At 39.0% G+C, this 14,808-nt stretch carries 15 protein-coding genes and 1 other annotated feature; of the genes, 3 read left to right on the top strand and 12 right to left on the bottom strand.

Annotated elements, in window-relative coordinates; all coding sequences use genetic code 11:
* Positions 1 to 5 precede the first annotated feature (5 nt).
* The 4 genes from BKO01S_RS06015 to zapA all read right to left on the bottom strand — a co-directional run bounded on the left by BKO01S_RS06015 (position 6) and on the right by zapA (position 5,113).
* Positions 6 to 2,360, bottom strand: coding sequence for an endonuclease MutS2 (locus tag BKO01S_RS06015; protein WP_066050282.1), 2,355 nt, complete (start codon positions 2,358 to 2,360; stop codon positions 6 to 8).
* A 24-nt stretch (positions 2,361 to 2,384) separates the two neighbouring features.
* On the bottom strand, positions 2,385 to 4,115 hold the full coding sequence (polX, locus tag BKO01S_RS06020) for a DNA polymerase/3'-5' exonuclease PolX (RefSeq protein WP_066050285.1): 1,731 nt from the start codon (positions 4,113 to 4,115) through the stop codon (positions 2,385 to 2,387).
* 193 nt (positions 4,116 to 4,308) lie between these two features.
* Positions 4,309 to 4,830 (bottom strand): CvpA family protein, encoded by a 522-nt coding sequence (locus tag BKO01S_RS06025; protein WP_066050590.1) that lies wholly within the window; start codon positions 4,828 to 4,830, stop codon positions 4,309 to 4,311.
* A 13-nt stretch (positions 4,831 to 4,843) separates the two neighbouring features.
* Positions 4,844 to 5,113 (bottom strand): cell division protein ZapA, encoded by a 270-nt coding sequence (zapA, locus tag BKO01S_RS06030; RefSeq protein ID WP_439951029.1) that lies wholly within the window; start codon positions 5,111 to 5,113, stop codon positions 4,844 to 4,846.
* A 107-nt stretch (positions 5,114 to 5,220) separates the two neighbouring features.
* On the opposite strand from zapA, the gene rnhC reads away from it, so the two are divergent.
* On the top strand, positions 5,221 to 6,147 hold the full coding sequence (gene rnhC / locus BKO01S_RS06035; RefSeq protein WP_066050294.1) for a ribonuclease HIII: 927 nt from the start codon (positions 5,221 to 5,223) through the stop codon (positions 6,145 to 6,147).
* A gap of 42 nt (positions 6,148 to 6,189) precedes the next feature.
* Here the strand turns inward: rnhC and pheT are convergent, their stop codons facing one another.
* The 3 genes from pheT to BKO01S_RS06050 form a co-directional block, all read right to left on the bottom strand.
* Positions 6,190 to 8,604 carry a phenylalanine--tRNA ligase subunit beta gene (gene pheT / locus BKO01S_RS06040; protein ID WP_066050297.1) on the bottom strand — a complete coding sequence of 805 codons (2,415 nt, stop codon included), beginning with the start codon at positions 8,602 to 8,604 and terminating at the stop codon, positions 6,190 to 6,192.
* 14 nt (positions 8,605 to 8,618) lie between these two features.
* Entirely contained in the window at positions 8,619 to 9,656 is a 1,038-nt protein-coding gene (gene pheS / locus BKO01S_RS06045) for a phenylalanine--tRNA ligase subunit alpha (protein WP_066050300.1), read from the bottom strand.
* 48 nt (positions 9,657 to 9,704) lie between these two features.
* Positions 9,705 to 9,953: a binding site (T-box leader), on the bottom strand.
* Between the two features lie 77 nt (positions 9,954 to 10,030).
* Positions 10,031 to 10,780, bottom strand: a complete 750-nt coding sequence (locus tag BKO01S_RS06050; RefSeq protein ID WP_066050303.1) for a TrmH family RNA methyltransferase — start codon at positions 10,778 to 10,780, stop codon at positions 10,031 to 10,033.
* A 116-nt stretch (positions 10,781 to 10,896) separates the two neighbouring features.
* On the opposite strand from BKO01S_RS06050, the gene sspI reads away from it, so the two are divergent.
* Positions 10,897 to 11,103, top strand: coding sequence for a small acid-soluble spore protein SspI (gene sspI / locus BKO01S_RS06055; RefSeq protein WP_066050306.1), 207 nt, complete (start codon positions 10,897 to 10,899; stop codon positions 11,101 to 11,103).
* 123 nt (positions 11,104 to 11,226) lie between these two features.
* Here the strand turns inward: sspI and BKO01S_RS06060 are convergent, their stop codons facing one another.
* Positions 11,227 to 12,312 (bottom strand): M42 family metallopeptidase, encoded by a 1,086-nt coding sequence (locus BKO01S_RS06060; RefSeq protein WP_066050308.1) that lies wholly within the window; start codon positions 12,310 to 12,312, stop codon positions 11,227 to 11,229.
* A 71-nt stretch (positions 12,313 to 12,383) separates the two neighbouring features.
* Positions 12,384 to 12,875, bottom strand: a complete 492-nt coding sequence (locus BKO01S_RS06065; protein WP_066050311.1) for a dUTP diphosphatase — start codon at positions 12,873 to 12,875, stop codon at positions 12,384 to 12,386.
* Positions 12,876 to 13,012: 137 nt separating this feature from the next.
* Here BKO01S_RS06065 and BKO01S_RS06070 point away from each other — a divergent pair, with 137 nt between their 5' ends.
* Complete coding sequence (locus BKO01S_RS06070; protein ID WP_066050314.1) at positions 13,013 to 13,393, top strand: sigma-w pathway protein ysdB; 381 nt, start codon at positions 13,013 to 13,015, stop codon at positions 13,391 to 13,393.
* Between the two features lie 34 nt (positions 13,394 to 13,427).
* Here BKO01S_RS06070 and BKO01S_RS06075 read toward each other — a convergent pair whose 3' ends face one another.
* From BKO01S_RS06075 to rplT, 3 genes are all read right to left on the bottom strand, one after another.
* A complete protein-coding gene (locus tag BKO01S_RS06075) occupies positions 13,428 to 14,015 on the bottom strand; it encodes a TVP38/TMEM64 family protein (protein ID WP_066050318.1) in 588 nt (195 codons plus the stop codon).
* Between the two features lie 78 nt (positions 14,016 to 14,093).
* Positions 14,094 to 14,360, bottom strand: coding sequence for a DUF1294 domain-containing protein (locus tag BKO01S_RS06080; RefSeq protein ID WP_066050322.1), 267 nt, complete (start codon positions 14,358 to 14,360; stop codon positions 14,094 to 14,096).
* Positions 14,361 to 14,431: 71 nt separating this feature from the next.
* On the bottom strand, positions 14,432 to 14,791 hold the full coding sequence (gene rplT / locus BKO01S_RS06085) for a 50S ribosomal protein L20 (protein WP_066050323.1): 360 nt from the start codon (positions 14,789 to 14,791) through the stop codon (positions 14,432 to 14,434).
* Positions 14,792 to 14,808 lie beyond the last annotated feature (17 nt).

Consider the following 14,808-nt stretch of genomic DNA (forward strand, 5'->3'; position numbering starts at 1 on the left):
CCTACCTACTTGAATTCAACGATCGTTACACCAGAACCGCCTTCTCCGGCCTCACCAAAGCGAATCTTTTTTACAGACCGATGATTTTTCAAGTACTCTTGTACACCCTGCCTTAGTGCCCCAGTCCCTTTTCCATGAATAATTGAAACTCTTGGATAATTAGATAATAAGGCATCGTCGATGTATTTTTCCACTCTCAAGAGAGCATTATCATAACGTTCGCCTCTAAGATCTAGCTCTATAGAAACAGTCGAATCTCTTCCCTGAATCGTTGTGACATGCTTTTGGACTTTTGGTGTTTCCGATTGAATAAATTCTAAATCCTTTTCTTTGACCTTCATTTTAAGTATCCCTATTTGAACCTGCCACTCATTATCAGACACCTTCTCAACCAAATGTCCCTTTTGGTCAAAAGTTAATACCTTTACCTCGTCACCTACATGGAATGTATGTCGCTGTTTTCTTCCCTCATTGTTCACTGTTTTTTCTGAAACAGGGACCGCTTCATTCAATCTTTTCTTAGCATCAATTAGCTCATGTTCTTTCACATCAGCTTTCTTCTCTATCCTCATTCGACGCAGGTCTCGGATCACTTCTTCGGCTTCTTGTTTTGCTTTTTCTATTATTTCTTGTGCTTCACGCTCGGCTTTTTCCCGTAACAAATCTTTTTCTTTATAATAGGATACAATTTCCTCTTGAAGATCTTTATGAAGCTTTTCAGCTTGCCTTAATGTGTCATGTGCCTCTTCTAATTCATTTTCTGCTTGTTTTTTACTTGTCTCAAGGGCAGCTATCATTTGGTCCACTTCGTTACTTTCAGAGCTAACATGCGACCTTGCCATGTGAATTACTTTTTCCTTTAACCCAAGACGCTTTGAAATTTCAAACGCATTGCTTCGACCTGGAACTCCTATTAAGAGCTTATACGTAGGACTTAATGTTTCAATATCAAATTCAACACTTGCATTTATAACCCCTTCACGGTTATATCCATATGCCTTCAATTCAGGATAATGGGTCGTTGCAACCACCCTAGCTCCTGTTTTGTAGACAGTGTCTAAAATAGAAATCGCTAGTGCAGCCCCTTCCTGCGGGTCTGTACCTGCACCAAGCTCATCAAAAAGAACAAGACTATCAAAGCTCACATCATTTAATATATCTACAATATTCACCATATGAGAGGAGAAAGTACTTAGGCTTTGTTCAATGGATTGTTCATCTCCAATATCGGCAAAAACCTCGCCAAACACAGCCAATTCTGATCCATCAAGGGCGGGTATTTGTAATCCAGCCTGAGCCATTAACGTACATAAACCAACCGTTTTTAGTGTAACTGTCTTTCCACCCGTATTGGGTCCAGTTATGACAATCGTGGAATAATCCTTACCGAGTATAATATCATTCGGGACTACCTCATCCATAGCAATTAAAGGGTGTCTAGCTTTAAACAAGGAAATGTGTCCATCATTATTCATTTTTGGTTTTGAGCCCTTTATTCTTTTACTATATCTTGCTTTTGCAAACATAAAGTCGAGGTCTGTTAAAATCCCTACAATTACATTTAACTCACTCTCAAACTGTCCCACTTTTCCTGATAGCTCAACCAAAATACGCTCGATTTCTTGCTTCTCCTTGACACGAATTGCTTGCACATCGTTGTTTAATTGTACGATTGTTTGTGGTTCAATAAACAATGTTTGGCCTGAAGAACTTTGATCGTGAATAATCCCACCGTAATGCCCACGATATTCTTGCTTTACTGGTATAACAAACCGATCATTTCGAATGGTTATAATGGCATCTGAAAGCATTTTAGCCGCATTAGAAGAGCGAATCATTGATTCAAGTCGTTCACGTACCCTGGCTTCCTTTGTACGAAGCTGACTTCTAAGAGAGCGTAATGTTTCACTCGCTGTATCAAGAACCTCTCCACCTTCATCGACCGCCATGCGGATTGGCTCTTCCAGCTCGGCAAGGACAATGATATTACCTGCATATTCATTTAAAACAGGAATTTCTATTCCTTGTTCAACCATATCTTCTATAAATCGGCGCATCATCCGGCTCGCATGTATCGTACTCGCAATTTGTACAAGTTCAAGTGGACTTAACACCCCACCAATAGCGGAACGTCTTATTTGCATTCTTATATCGTAAATTCCTGCAAGAGGAACATTCCCTTTTAATCGAAGAACCTTTGCAGCTTCATCTGTTTCTTCCTGACTGCGCAGCACCTCGTCAAAATCTGTAGAAGGGACTAACGTCTTCACTTTGTCTTTTCCTAAGGTTGAAGAAGCATGCTCAATTAGCTGCTCTTTTACTTTTGTAAATTCCAATACCTTTAAAACTCTTTCTTGCATGGAGTGTACCTCCTATCCAAAATTCTATCTTCTATCTTCTTTTTGCCTTCTTATGAGTTCTAGTAATTCTTCCTTGGGCAACGAATTGATAACAGAATGTTTTTGAATCCATCCTTTTTTCGCTGCAGATATTCCTGTATCCATATGAGCTAAGGTTTCAACCATATGAGCATCCGTATTAATGACAAGTTTTACTCCTGCTTCTTGGGCCATACGAACATGTTCTGAGGAAAGGTCAAGTCGATTTGGATTCGCATTTAATTCCAACCATGTATTTGTTTCTTTTGCGAGTTCAATTAATTGCTTAATATCTACTGAATATCCGTCCCTCTTCCCAATCTTTCTGCCTGTCGGATGTGCAATCATATGAACATGTTTGTTTTTCAAAGCCGTTGTCAGACGATCCATAATCTTTTCCTGCGATTGTGAAAAAGAGGAATGAATAGAAGCAATCACGAAGTCCATTTGTTCGAGAACATCATCCTCATAATCAAGAGAGCCATCAGGTAAAATATCCATTTCTATACCAGCTAAAATGGTAATATCATCATATTTACGATTCAGTTCATCAATTTCTTTTCGTTGTTTCAGCAAACGTTCGACCGTAAGTCCATTCGCCACCTTTAAATATTGCGAGTGATCGGTAATGGCCATATATTCATACCCTTTTGCCCGACAAGCTTCTACCATTTGCTCGATTGAATGTGTGCCATCACTCCAAGTAGAATGCATGTGGAGATCACCTTTTATATGGTTAAGAGCAATGATTTCAAGCTCCTCTTTATACTGTTCCACTTCTGTTCCATCCTCACGCATTTCCGGTGGAATAAAAGGCAAACCAAAGTGAGCAAAAAACTCCTCTTCACTAGCAAAAGTTACTATTTCCCCAGTCTCGGTATTTTCAACACCATATTCACTTATTTTTTCTCCACGTTCCTTCGCTAACTGACGCATCCTTACATTATGGTCCTTTGAGCCAGTGAAATGGTGTAAAGTAGTGATAAATTCTTCATCCGTCACAAGGCGAAAATCAATGGAAACGTCAAATTCCAATTCCAGGATGATTGAAACCTTTGTATCTCCTTTTGAAACAACCTCTTTTATTTGATTTATTGAGAGCAGTTGTTCTTTTACCAATTGCGGATTTGACGTTGAGATGATGAAATCTAAGTCCTTTATCGTTTCCTTCATTCTTCTGATACTACCCGCTCTAGAAAAGCGAATGATTCCATTCATCTCGGATAGAGCCAACTCTATTTTTCGTGCAACCGGTAACATGTAGGCAAGCGGTAGTCGGTCTGGTTGGGTACCGAATGAGTGAATTGATTGCAGAATTTTCTCCTCTGTTTTCCCACCAAATCCCGCAAGCTCTCTCACCTTTTTGTCTAGACATGCCTGCTTTAACTCATGTACATTCGTTATCAACAGCTCTTTGTATAGCTTGGCAATCTTTTTCCCACCTAGGCCAGGTAACTGCAGTAGTGGAATTAATCCCTTTGGCACCTCTTCCTGAAGCTCCTTTAGCACAGTAGATTGACCCTCTTTTATAAATTCTGTAATGACAGAGGCTGTCCCCTTGCCGATACCAGAAATGGTGGTAAAATCATTGATTTGTGATAGGTCTTGCTCATTTATTTCAAGGCTATTTGCTGCCTTCCTAAAAGCAGATACTTTGAATGTATTTTCACCTTTTAACTCCATATAAGTTGCAATCGTTTCAAGTAAACGAATCACTTCTTTTTTTTGTATTGCCACACTATCCACCTACTTTCGCTATATCCCATTATGAATGATTCGCTTCTATTTCACCAATAATTTAATACGTTTCGTAAACCCTAGTATGTATTTATGTACGTACGGTAAACGAAAAAGTTTTGAAATAGAAACAAAATAAAACTTCTCTTATGAAAAAGAGAAGTAGTCTATTAAGGTCTCATTTAAGTTATCCTCATAGTTCTTTTACAAGATTAGATAAGTAAGGAGTATTTTCAACTATACCCTTTGCTAAAGAAGAGCTAGCTATTGGTGATTGGACCATTTCAATTGGTAAAAGTACTGCTATGTATAAAATAATAAATAAGAGCAAATACACCTCTAAAAATCCAAGTATTCCTCCGGCCCAACGATTAAAGGTCTTTAAAATTGGTAGATTGGAAACAAAATCTAGCATACTTCCAATTATTTGTAATACAATCTTAACCGCAAAGAAAATCCCAACAAAGGCAATTCCACGATAATAAGCATCCTCAATATTGCCTTCTGAGAAGATAATTTGTAGTTCGGATGCATTACCAAAGCTTGGATATGGAATCCAAAGGGTTAATTTTGGTGCTAGTTCCGAATAATAGACCTTTGCAACAATAAATGCAATAATAAATCCAGTTAGATGAATAAATTGAAGGATAAACCCTCTACGAAGCCCAACAAGTAATCCTAATAATAATATAATGACAATAGCAAGATTTAGCATATTATTCAATCCTTTACCTCTTTAATTCAGTTTCTAAGCGCTCAAGTTGATCCTTTATTTTCAGATAATCATTTACAGCATTCACAGCTGTAAGGACTGCTAGTTTGGTACTATCTAGTGAGGGATTCTTCTGACCAATTTCGCGCATTTTATTATTGACCAAAGAGGCAACCAATCGAACATGTTCAACACTTTCATTGCCAACAATTACATACTGTTGCCCGTATATCTCAACCGTTGTGCGCTTTTTTTCTGCTTCAGACACAGCATTGCCCCCATTCATAAGAATCCTACACTATATCATACCATGAATATTATTTGAGTGGGAAGTTAAGAATGTCAAAATCAGACGAATGAAGGAAAAATATGTATTTTACTGGAGAGTGTAAAATGAGTCAAATTGTATTAAAACTGTCAGGTGAACAAATAAAAAAGATGGAACAGTATTATCAAAAATGCCTTTTGCCAAAAGCACCCCCTGGTGGGGTTTTCTCAGCAAAGGTGTCGGGTTGCTCCATCACAGCTTATAATTCAGGGAAAGTTCTATTTCAAGGGCCTACATGTGAGACAGAAGCAAGGAAATGGGGTGTTAGTGAGCAAGCTAGCACTGAAGGAAGTACACCGAAAAGAAGTCACCTCCCAGACGATTTTGAGTCACTTTCGGTAGTGGGGTCAGATGAGGTTGGTACCGGTGATTATTTTGGGCCAATGACTGTTGTAGCCGCTTATGTGAAAAAGGAGCATATCCCGCTTTTAAAAGAACTAGGGGTAAAGGATTCAAAAGGCTTGAAAGATGAACAAATCGCTGCCATTGCAAAAGCAATAAAAGATGTTATTCCATACAGCTTGTTAACTTTGCATAATGAAAAATATAATCAGCTCCAGCAGTCAGGCATGTCACAGGGGAAACTGAAAGCTCTTTTACATAATCAAGCAATTGGTCATGTATTAAAAAAAATCGCACCAGAAAAACCAGAAGCTATCTTGATTGATCAATTTGCCAAAGAAGATGTTTACTACCAATATCTAAAGGGACAAAAAGTGATTCAACGCGAAAATGTCTATTTTTCCACGAAAGGAGAAAGCGTACATCTGGCTGTAGCTGCCGCATCAATACTTGCTAGATATGCTTTTGTTCAACATTTTGCTAAACTTTCAAAGGAAGCTGGGTTTACCATTCCAAAGGGCGCTGGCACACAAGTAGATGCTGCTGCCGCAAAATTAATTAAAACCAAAGGAAAGGATTGTCTCCCTCACTTTGTTAAGCTCCATTTTGCGAACACAGATAAAGCCTGGAATCTTGTAGCAAGAAAATAAACAAAGGAGCATTCCCAATTATGGGGATGCTCCTCCATCATTTTATCCTCTTAATACAGCTCCAGCTTCTTCCTTCACTGCTTGTAAAACCTTATCATGTGCCTTAGTTACTTCTTCATCTGTTAGAGTTTTTTCAGGATCGAAGTATTTTAGCGAGAAGGCAATTGATTTCTTTCCTTCTTCTAAGCGATCTCCTTCATAGAGATCAAACACAGACACATCCTTCAGTAGGTTGCCACCAGCTTCTGTAATAATGTCGGAAATCTTTCCTGCAACCACTTTCTTGTCGACAACCAATGCGATATCGCGTGTGATTGATGGATAACGAGGAATGGATTCGTATCGTAATGGAGCTATCTCAGCCTCAAGTAAGGCTTTCAAAGAGAGTTCAAATACATACGTTTCTTTCAAATCTAATTCTTTTTGAACGTTTGGATGAATTTGTCCGACAAAACCAATTTTCTTATTATCTAAAAGAAGATCAGCTGTTCTTCCTGGATGCATCCCTTCTACCGTCGCTTGACAGAATTCCACTCTTCCTGTTAGGCCTAAACGAGCGAGTAGCCCCTCAAGAACTCCTTTAAGAACATAATAATCAACGACCTTCTTCTCTCCCTGCCATGGTTGCTGATGCCATAAGCCAGTAATTGCTGCCGCCAGATGTTCCTTCTCTTCTGGAAGCTTATCTTGTTCTGTCGAAAGGAACACGGCACCTGTTTCATATAATGCAATACTATCATTTTGGCGAGCTGAATTGTATTTTACGACCTCTAAGAGCTGTGGCAAAATACTTAGACGTAGTACACTTCGATCTTCACTCATCGGCATCGCAAGCTTAACAGGTTCACGGTTATCTAGAGCAAATTGAGTTGCTTTTGCCTCATTTGTGAGGGAATAAGTGACCGCTTGGTATAGTCCAGCACTTTCTAAGTAACGGCGAACAATTCTACGCTTCTTTTGATAATCACTTAATTTCCCTGGAGTAGAAGCACCCTTCGGAAGAGTTTTAGGGATATTGTCATAACCGTAAATTCTTCCAACTTCTTCAACCAAGTCTTCCTCAATAGTAATATCACCACGTCGAGTAGGTACGGTTACAGTAATTTCGTTCCCTTCAACGGATGTCGTAAATTGAAGACGAGCAAAGATGTCCTTAACCGCATCCATAGAAATATCGGTACCAAGTACACCATTGATTTTTTCTAACGTAATGGAAATAACGGCCGGTTCTACTTTTAGAGTATCCGCCTCAACTGATCCTTCTAATACTTCTCCGTTCGCATACAGTGCTAATAGCTCAGCTGCTCTTTCTGCTGCAGCTCTAACACGATTTGGATCCACACCTTTTTCATAACGAGCACTCGCTTCACTGCGCAAGCCGTGATCCTTTGAAGCTTTACGAATAGATGCTCCAACAAAGTATGCAGACTCCAGTAATACGGTTGTCGTACCTGTTTCTACCTCAGAATTCGCTCCACCCATTACTCCTGCTAATGCAACTGGTTCTTTTCCGTTTGTAATTACGAGATGGTCTGTAGTTAATGTACGTTTTGTATCATCAAGCGTTGTCATGCTTTCACCTTGATGAGCACGACGCACGAGGATCTCTTTTGAACCAAAACGATCATAGTCAAAGGCATGAAGCGGTTGACCATATTCCATTAAAATATAATTTGTAATATCAACTACATTATTGTGAGGACGAACACCCGCTGCCATAAGGCGTGTTTGCATCCATAATGGAGAAGGACCAACCTTTACGTTTTTAATTACCTTTGCAACGTATAATGGATTGTCTTCAGCAGCATCCACCGTAACAGAAATATAATCGCTAGCCTTTTCACTAGTTGATGTAACCTCTGGCTTTGGAAGCTTTACTTCTCTGCCCAGAATCGCCGCAACCTCGTATGCCACACCTAGCATACTTAAGCAATCCGCTCGATTTGGCGTTAAACCTAGTTCTAATATTTGATCGTCACGATTTAATAACTCCAGCGCGTCGTCCCCAACAGTTACCTCATTTGGGAATACGAAGATCCCTTCAGAGAATTCCTTGGCAACAAACTTGCTTTCCACTCCTAGCTCCTGTAAAGAACAAATCATTCCGTGAGACTCTTCACCACGTAGTTTTGCTTTCTTAATTTTAAAGTTCCCTGGAAGAACTGCTCCAACCTTAGCAACGATTACATGTTGACCTTTGTCGACATTGGGCGCACCACAGATAATTTGAACTGGCTCTTCTTCCCCAACATCTACTAGACATTTATTTAACTTATCGGCATTTGGATGCTGCTCACGTTCTAACACATGACCAACTACAAGACCCTTCATGCCTTCATTAAGGATTTCAACGCCTTCCACTTCAATCCCGCTTTTTGTGATTTTATCCGCTAGTTCAGTAGCAGTGACACCTGATAGGTCCACGTACTCTTGAAGCCATTTATAAGAAACAAACATCTCTTGTTATCCTCCTATTCGTGTATCGAAAATTGCTTTAAGAAACGAACATCATTTGTATAGTAATGACGAATATCATCGATGCCGTATTTAAGCATTGCGATTCGTTCAGAGCCAATTCCAAACGCAAATCCTGTATATTTCTTCGAATCGTAACCAGCCATTTCAAGTACATTCGGATGAACCATACCAGCACCTAGGACTTCAATCCAACCGGTTCCCTTACATACGTTACATCCTTTCCCACTACAAATCTTACAAGAAATATCCATCTCTACAGAGGGTTCTGTAAACGGGAAGAAGCTAGGACGTAAGCGGATCTCTCGATCTTCTCCAAACATCTTCTTTGCAAATACATCTAATGTACCCTTAAGGTCACTCATTTGAATATTTTCGTCAACAACAAGCCCTTCAATTTGCATGAACTGATGTGAGTGAGTCGCATCATCATTATCACGACGGTACACTTTACCCGGACATATAATTTTTACAGGTCCTTTTCCATTTTGTTTTTCCATCGTTCTAGCCTGCATTGGAGAAGTATGAGTGCGAAGTAGAAGCTCCTCTGTAATGTAAAAAGAGTCCTGCATATCTCGTGCTGGATGACCCTTCGGTAAATTTAAGGCCTCAAAATTATAGTAGTCACTTTCAACTTCTGGCCCTTCAGCAATGGTGTATCCCATTCCAATAAATAGGTCTTCAATTTCCTCAATAATTCTAGTTAATGGATGATGATTCCCCGTTTTTACTTGGCGTCCAGGGAGTGTGACATCAATTGTTTCAGAAGCAAGCTTTTTTGCTACCGCTTCTTCTTCTAAGATAGATTGCTTCTCTTCAATTGCCTGTGCAATCACATCTCTTACTTCGTTTGCTAAAGCTCCCATTTTAGGACGTTCTTCAGCCGAAAGTTTTCCCATTCCTTTTAGGACTTCGGTGATCGGGCCTTTTTTCCCTAGATACGATACACGAATGTCATTTAGTTCCTTTAAATCAGTCGCTTTCTTTATTCCTTCAAGCGCTTCTTGCTGAAGCTCTACCAAGCGTTGCTCCATGTTGTTTCCTCCTTTTGATTTTTAGACACAATAAAAACCCCATCCCTAGAAAGGGACGAGGTTTAATAGTCGCGGTACCACCCTTAATTAATGCAGGACATCATTCTTCCTACATTCACTTCATTGCTGATAACGGCTTTAAACCGGTGCATCTTTACACTTCTTCTAATGAAGTGGTCCCGATGCCAACTCGGGAGGTGAACTTCGTTTACTTTTTCTATAAAAATGCTTTCAGTCTAAGGCATTTTTTCCCTAAGATAGATGGTAGTAACTACTTTTCTCCGTCATCGTTTTTTTGTATGTAATTTTTGCTGTTAATTATATTATACTTTTCTGCTTATTACAAACCCAATTTATTAGGGGATAAGCCTTTATTACGCACGTAAGTAATATAACAAAATTCCTGTTGCTACAGCAACATTTAATGACTCACTTTTTCCATGAATCGGAATATAAAGATTGGCTGTTGTTTTACTTAGTAGCTCTTTACTTACACCATTACCTTCATTTCCTACGATTAAAGCGTATGAACCTGTTGATTGTATTTGGTGGAACGGTTCCGCATTCTCTAAGGCTGTTCCATAGACAGGGATCCCTTGGTCTAGTAGATTATTTGTCCAAGCAGAAATATCACCTTTAATGACGGGAAGGTGAAAATGACTTCCTTGCGCTGATCTAAGGACTTTAGAATTGTACATATCAACGCTCCCGTTGCCAACTACAACAACATCCACTCCAGCAGCATCAGCCGTACGAATCATCGTTCCTAAATTTCCTGGGTCCTGTACAGCATCAATTAATAGATAGGATACTCCCTCTGTATTGGATGGCTGCTGTTCTTGATGACAAATAGCGAAAATTCCCTGTGGTGTATCTGTTTCAGCCAATAACTTAATGATATCAACTGGGACAGATGAAACAGGTGTTGATCCGTAATCAAAGCTTGAAGGAAGATCAATGTTTTCCTGTACAATGATTTCTTCAATGCGTCCAGCTTTAAGCGCTTCCTCCACTAAATGGAACCCTTCGACTATAAACAAACCTGTTTTATCACGTTCTTTTTTCGTTAAGAGTTTCTTCCATTGCTTAACCTTTGGGTTACTACTCGATTGAATATACTTCAATACAAAACCCCTTCTTTCCTTTTTTCTCGGGTTTTCTTATTATAGCGTAACTTAAGTACATAATAATAACAAAATTAGAAAACATATTAAAGAAAATGAAGAAGGAGTGGGTAAAAATGAATCTTAATTTAAGAAATGCTGTTATTCATAATGTATCTGGAAATTCACAAGATGAACTAAGAGACACGATTGTAGACGCAATCCAAAACGGTGAAGAAAAGATGCTTCCAGGACTTGGAGTGCTCTTTGAAGTGATCTGGAAAAATGCATCCGACCAAGAAAAAAGCGAAATGCTCCAAACATTAGAAAACGGCCTAAAATAAACCAATTACGGTGTCTGTCACCCCTCGTGGACAATTGGAGTGATTTTGTACGCCTGAGGTGGACAGTCCTCCTTGTTTAACAAAGAAAGACAGCATGGCTAGCATGCTGTCTTTCTTTGTTTTCTATTCAAGTGTAATGCGGTCGACTGTTTCTCGGTCTAGACGCTTGATGACTTCAACGATTAGCTTGACGGCATTCTCGTAGTCGTCACGGTGCAGCATCGCTGCATGTGAATGGATGTAGCGTGTAGCAATCGTAATTGCCAAGGACGGAGCGCCTTTATGAGAAATATGAATGGAACCAGCATCTGTTCCACCGCCCGCAATGGCATCAAATTGATATGGAATTCCAAGTTCGTCTGCAGTGTCAGTAACTAAATCTCTTAGTCCCTTATGAGACACCATGCTTGCATCATATAAAATAATCTGTGGGCCTTTGCCCATTTTACTTTGTGCTTCCTTTTCAGATACACCAGGAGTGTCCCCTGCGATCCCAACATCTACTCCGAAGCCAATATCAGGCTCGATTGTTGCAGCCGAAGTACGGGCACCACGTAAGCCCACCTCTTCTTGAACACTTCCAACCCCGTACACAATATTTGGATGCTCTTCATTCTTTAATTGCTTCAAAACATCTATCGCAATGGCACAGCCAATACGATTATCCCAAGCTTTTGCTAATAAAAGTTTTTCATTGTTCATAACGGTAAACTCAAAGTATGGAACAACCATGTCACCAGGGCGTACTCCCCACTCTGTTGCTTCGTCACGACTTGATGCACCAATATCAATAAACATTTCTTTAATTTCTACAGGCTTTTTCCTAGCTTCAGGAGACAAGATATGTGGTGGCTTTGAGCCAATCACTCCCGTTAGATCGCCCTTTCTTGTCACAATCGTCACTCGCTGTGCTAACATAACCTGTGACCACCAGCCACCAACCGTTTGGAAGCGTAGAAACCCTTTATCATCAATTTGTGTGATCATGAAACCTACTTCATCCAAATGTCCAGCGACCATTACCTTTGGACCGTTCGCGTCTCCCACTTTTTTAGCTATTAAGCTTCCAAGTCCATCAGTTGTTACTTCATCCGCATAAGGAGCGATATGCTTATTCATAACTTCTCTTGGCTCACGCTCATTTCCCGGAATCCCTTTTGCATCTGTTAGTTCCTTGAGCATTGCTAAAGTCTCATCAAGCTTCGTCATTTATTTCGACTCCCTTAATATGTATTCTATTAATAGTATACTAGCTACATGTTAATTGCACAAAGTATAAGTCAGTACCCTTCCTTCTGCCTTTTATAATTTACTTCATTTTTAGAGATATATGCTTCTTTTATCTCTTCGGACGAAAAACCAAGCATTTTACCTAAAACAAAATAACTTTCTAACATATGACGATACGCATCTAAGGTCCTTTCTCCAGAAAAGCGATGAACGGTTTCATACATGGTTAAAAATTGATTAGTGACATTTTCCTCAACTAACACAAGATCTTCTATATGTACATTGTGGTCAAATGCACAATCAAGGCCTAATGATAAAATGAAATGAACCCCATCTACAAATTCCTCAAGAATGACTTCTTTAGGGGAAGCTCCTTTTACACTCCAAAACTTAAAGCAACGTGTCTCATTTGCTAGTTCCCCTAATTCAACTAACAGCGCTAGAACCTTTCGACTAATTAGACTATCTGTTTGTAATTGGTGGGTTTTTGCTATATGTTCATCCAAACCTTTTTGCATCTCAAACAACTCTCGTAAATCCATCATTTCACTCATTTCTATGTATATTACTTTAATCATAATGAAAGTAAGAAAAAAATTCACTTAAAAGCAATAATTTATGAAACCTTTTTCGAATGAAACACGTATATAAGGTAAAATTTAAAGTGGAGGGCTTAAGTATGATGTGGCTTCTACGTATGCTCCTAATTGCATTTATCTTATTTTTAATATACAGTGCCTTCAAATTTGTGTTAAATCCAAAACGAAAATTGGAGCTAGCTCACGAGCAAAAACAATTCTTTTTACTTGATGATATAAAAAATGTTCGAAAGAATTTCCTCTTAACTTATAAAGGAGTTCTGTTCGAAGGCGAAAAATACTTAGGTACAACCGAAAATACCTTTGAGGTTGTTTCCATTTTCATTTGGCCCCATAGTACTGCTGCATTAAATGGTTTGTCAAAAGAAGATTTCCGTTACATCGAAATGGAAGTAGCTGTATTTTATCCAAATGCAAAAATTGACTGGAAAAGTCCCATTCATGAATTTATGAAAAAATAAACGTTCAAGGGCGAAAACCCCCTGAACGTTTTTACTATCCCTGCTTCTCTAATTTTGTTTCCTTAAAAAAGTCTCCCCACTTAATGATGGTCATTTTCTCCCTTAACAAATAAACAAGAATGGATAAAGAAAACAGAATAATTACGATCATCGTTGGTGTAAATTGACTAATAAATTGCCCAAAGACAGTGTAGAAGAAAGCCAATGGGAGATTTGTAATAAACGTAGCCTTAAAATACTCCTTGAAGCCTCGGTGTCTTTCCATTAAACAAAAATTTAATAGCTGATAATGAACAAAAGGAACAAGGCGTAAAATTGATATCTGACTAACCGTTAAATTCCGATACTCACCAAACCACTTTTTCCGAATCGAAGACAGTTTCTCCTGTGTCCGCGGAAATCTTGAAACGAGAACAAAAAAGAGTACACTGCTAATCATTAATCCAATGAGCGAGTATATAGTACCCGCCACCGTCCCAAAAAGAACTCCACCAGCAATACAAATGATAACTACAGGAATAAATAAAAACTGTCGTAATGTATGGAAAATAACAAAAATAATCGGGGTGAAAACTCCACCAGCCTGAAACATGACAAGAAGTAATGCTAAATCCTCATTCAAATGATCACCCTCTTAAGCAGTTTCTAGATGTCTATTACAGCTTATCGAGGAGGGTCCATTTCTATGACAACTATTCCCTTAATTCCATACAAAGAAAACCAATAGACCGATTTGAAGAACGGTCAAAAACGGCAATCCCCACTTAAAGCTTTGATGCTTTGTTTTATGACGGAAACACTTCATTCCTATCAAAGCGCCTAATGCTCCGCCAATAAAAGCGAATTGCCAGAGTGTCGATTCTCTAATTCGATATTCATTCTTTTTAGCCTTCTGCTTATCAGCATACATCACCAGACAACTGACCATATTTATTACTAATAAATAAATAGAAATATAAGTAAGCATATGTACCTCCTCGAAACATTAAAAAAGCCACTCTCTACTTAGAGAATGGCTTTTATAGACTTATAAGTCAATTATTTTGCAAGGCTTTGCTTAGCTGCATCAGCTAATTGAGCAAATGCTTTTTCATCGCTTACTGCAAGTTCAGCAAGCATTTTACGGTTTACTTCGATACCTGCAACGCTTAAACCGTGCATTAAACGGCTGTAAGAAAGACCGTTCATGCGAGCTGCTGCATTGATACGAGTGATCCATAATTTACGGAAGTCGCGCTTCTTTTGGCGACGATCGCGGAATGCATACATTAGAGATTTCATAACCTGTTGGTTAGCTACTTTATATAATGTATGTTTTGAACCATAATAACCTTTTGCTAATTTAATAACTTTTTTACGACGTCTGCGAGTTACTGTACCGCCTTTAACACGTGGCATATGTTTTCCCTCCTAAT

Origin of the sequence: Robertmurraya korlensis NBRC 107688 (assembly GCF_001591645.1) — a bacterium.
Lineage (GTDB): Bacteria > Bacillota > Bacilli > Bacillales > Cytobacillaceae > Robertmurraya_A.

What these genes read in the sequence shown, in the direction of transcription:
- rnhC (WP_066050294.1), top strand. Translation starts at nt 5,221, where the DNA reads ATGAGTCAAATTGTATTAAAACTGTCAGGTGAACAAATAAAAAAGATG.
- BKO01S_RS06060 (WP_066050308.1), bottom strand. Translation starts at nt 12,312, where the DNA reads ATGACGAAGCTTGATGAGACTTTAGCAATGCTCAAGGAACTAACAGAT.
- BKO01S_RS06015 (WP_066050282.1), bottom strand. Translation starts at nt 2,360, where the DNA reads ATGCAAGAAAGAGTTTTAAAGGTATTGGAATTTACAAAAGTAAAAGAG.
- sspI (WP_066050306.1), top strand. Translation starts at nt 10,897, where the DNA reads ATGAATCTTAATTTAAGAAATGCTGTTATTCATAATGTATCTGGAAAT.
- pheT (WP_066050297.1), bottom strand. Translation starts at nt 8,604, where the DNA reads ATGTTTGTTTCTTATAAATGGCTTCAAGAGTACGTGGACCTATCAGGT.
- BKO01S_RS06080 (WP_066050322.1), bottom strand. Translation starts at nt 14,360, where the DNA reads ATGCTTACTTATATTTCTATTTATTTATTAGTAATAAATATGGTCAGT.
- BKO01S_RS06025 (WP_066050590.1), bottom strand. Translation starts at nt 4,830, where the DNA reads ATGCTAAATCTTGCTATTGTCATTATATTATTATTAGGATTACTTGTT.
- BKO01S_RS06065 (WP_066050311.1), bottom strand. Translation starts at nt 12,875, where the DNA reads ATGGATTTACGAGAGTTGTTTGAGATGCAAAAAGGTTTGGATGAACAT.
- rplT (WP_066050323.1), bottom strand. Translation starts at nt 14,791, where the DNA reads ATGCCACGTGTTAAAGGCGGTACAGTAACTCGCAGACGTCGTAAAAAA.
- zapA (WP_439951029.1), bottom strand. Translation starts at nt 5,113, where the DNA reads ATGAATGGGGGCAATGCTGTGTCTGAAGCAGAAAAAAAGCGCACAACG.
- BKO01S_RS06070 (WP_066050314.1), top strand. Translation starts at nt 13,013, where the DNA reads ATGATGTGGCTTCTACGTATGCTCCTAATTGCATTTATCTTATTTTTA.
- pheS (WP_066050300.1), bottom strand. Translation starts at nt 9,656, where the DNA reads ATGGAGCAACGCTTGGTAGAGCTTCAGCAAGAAGCGCTTGAAGGAATA.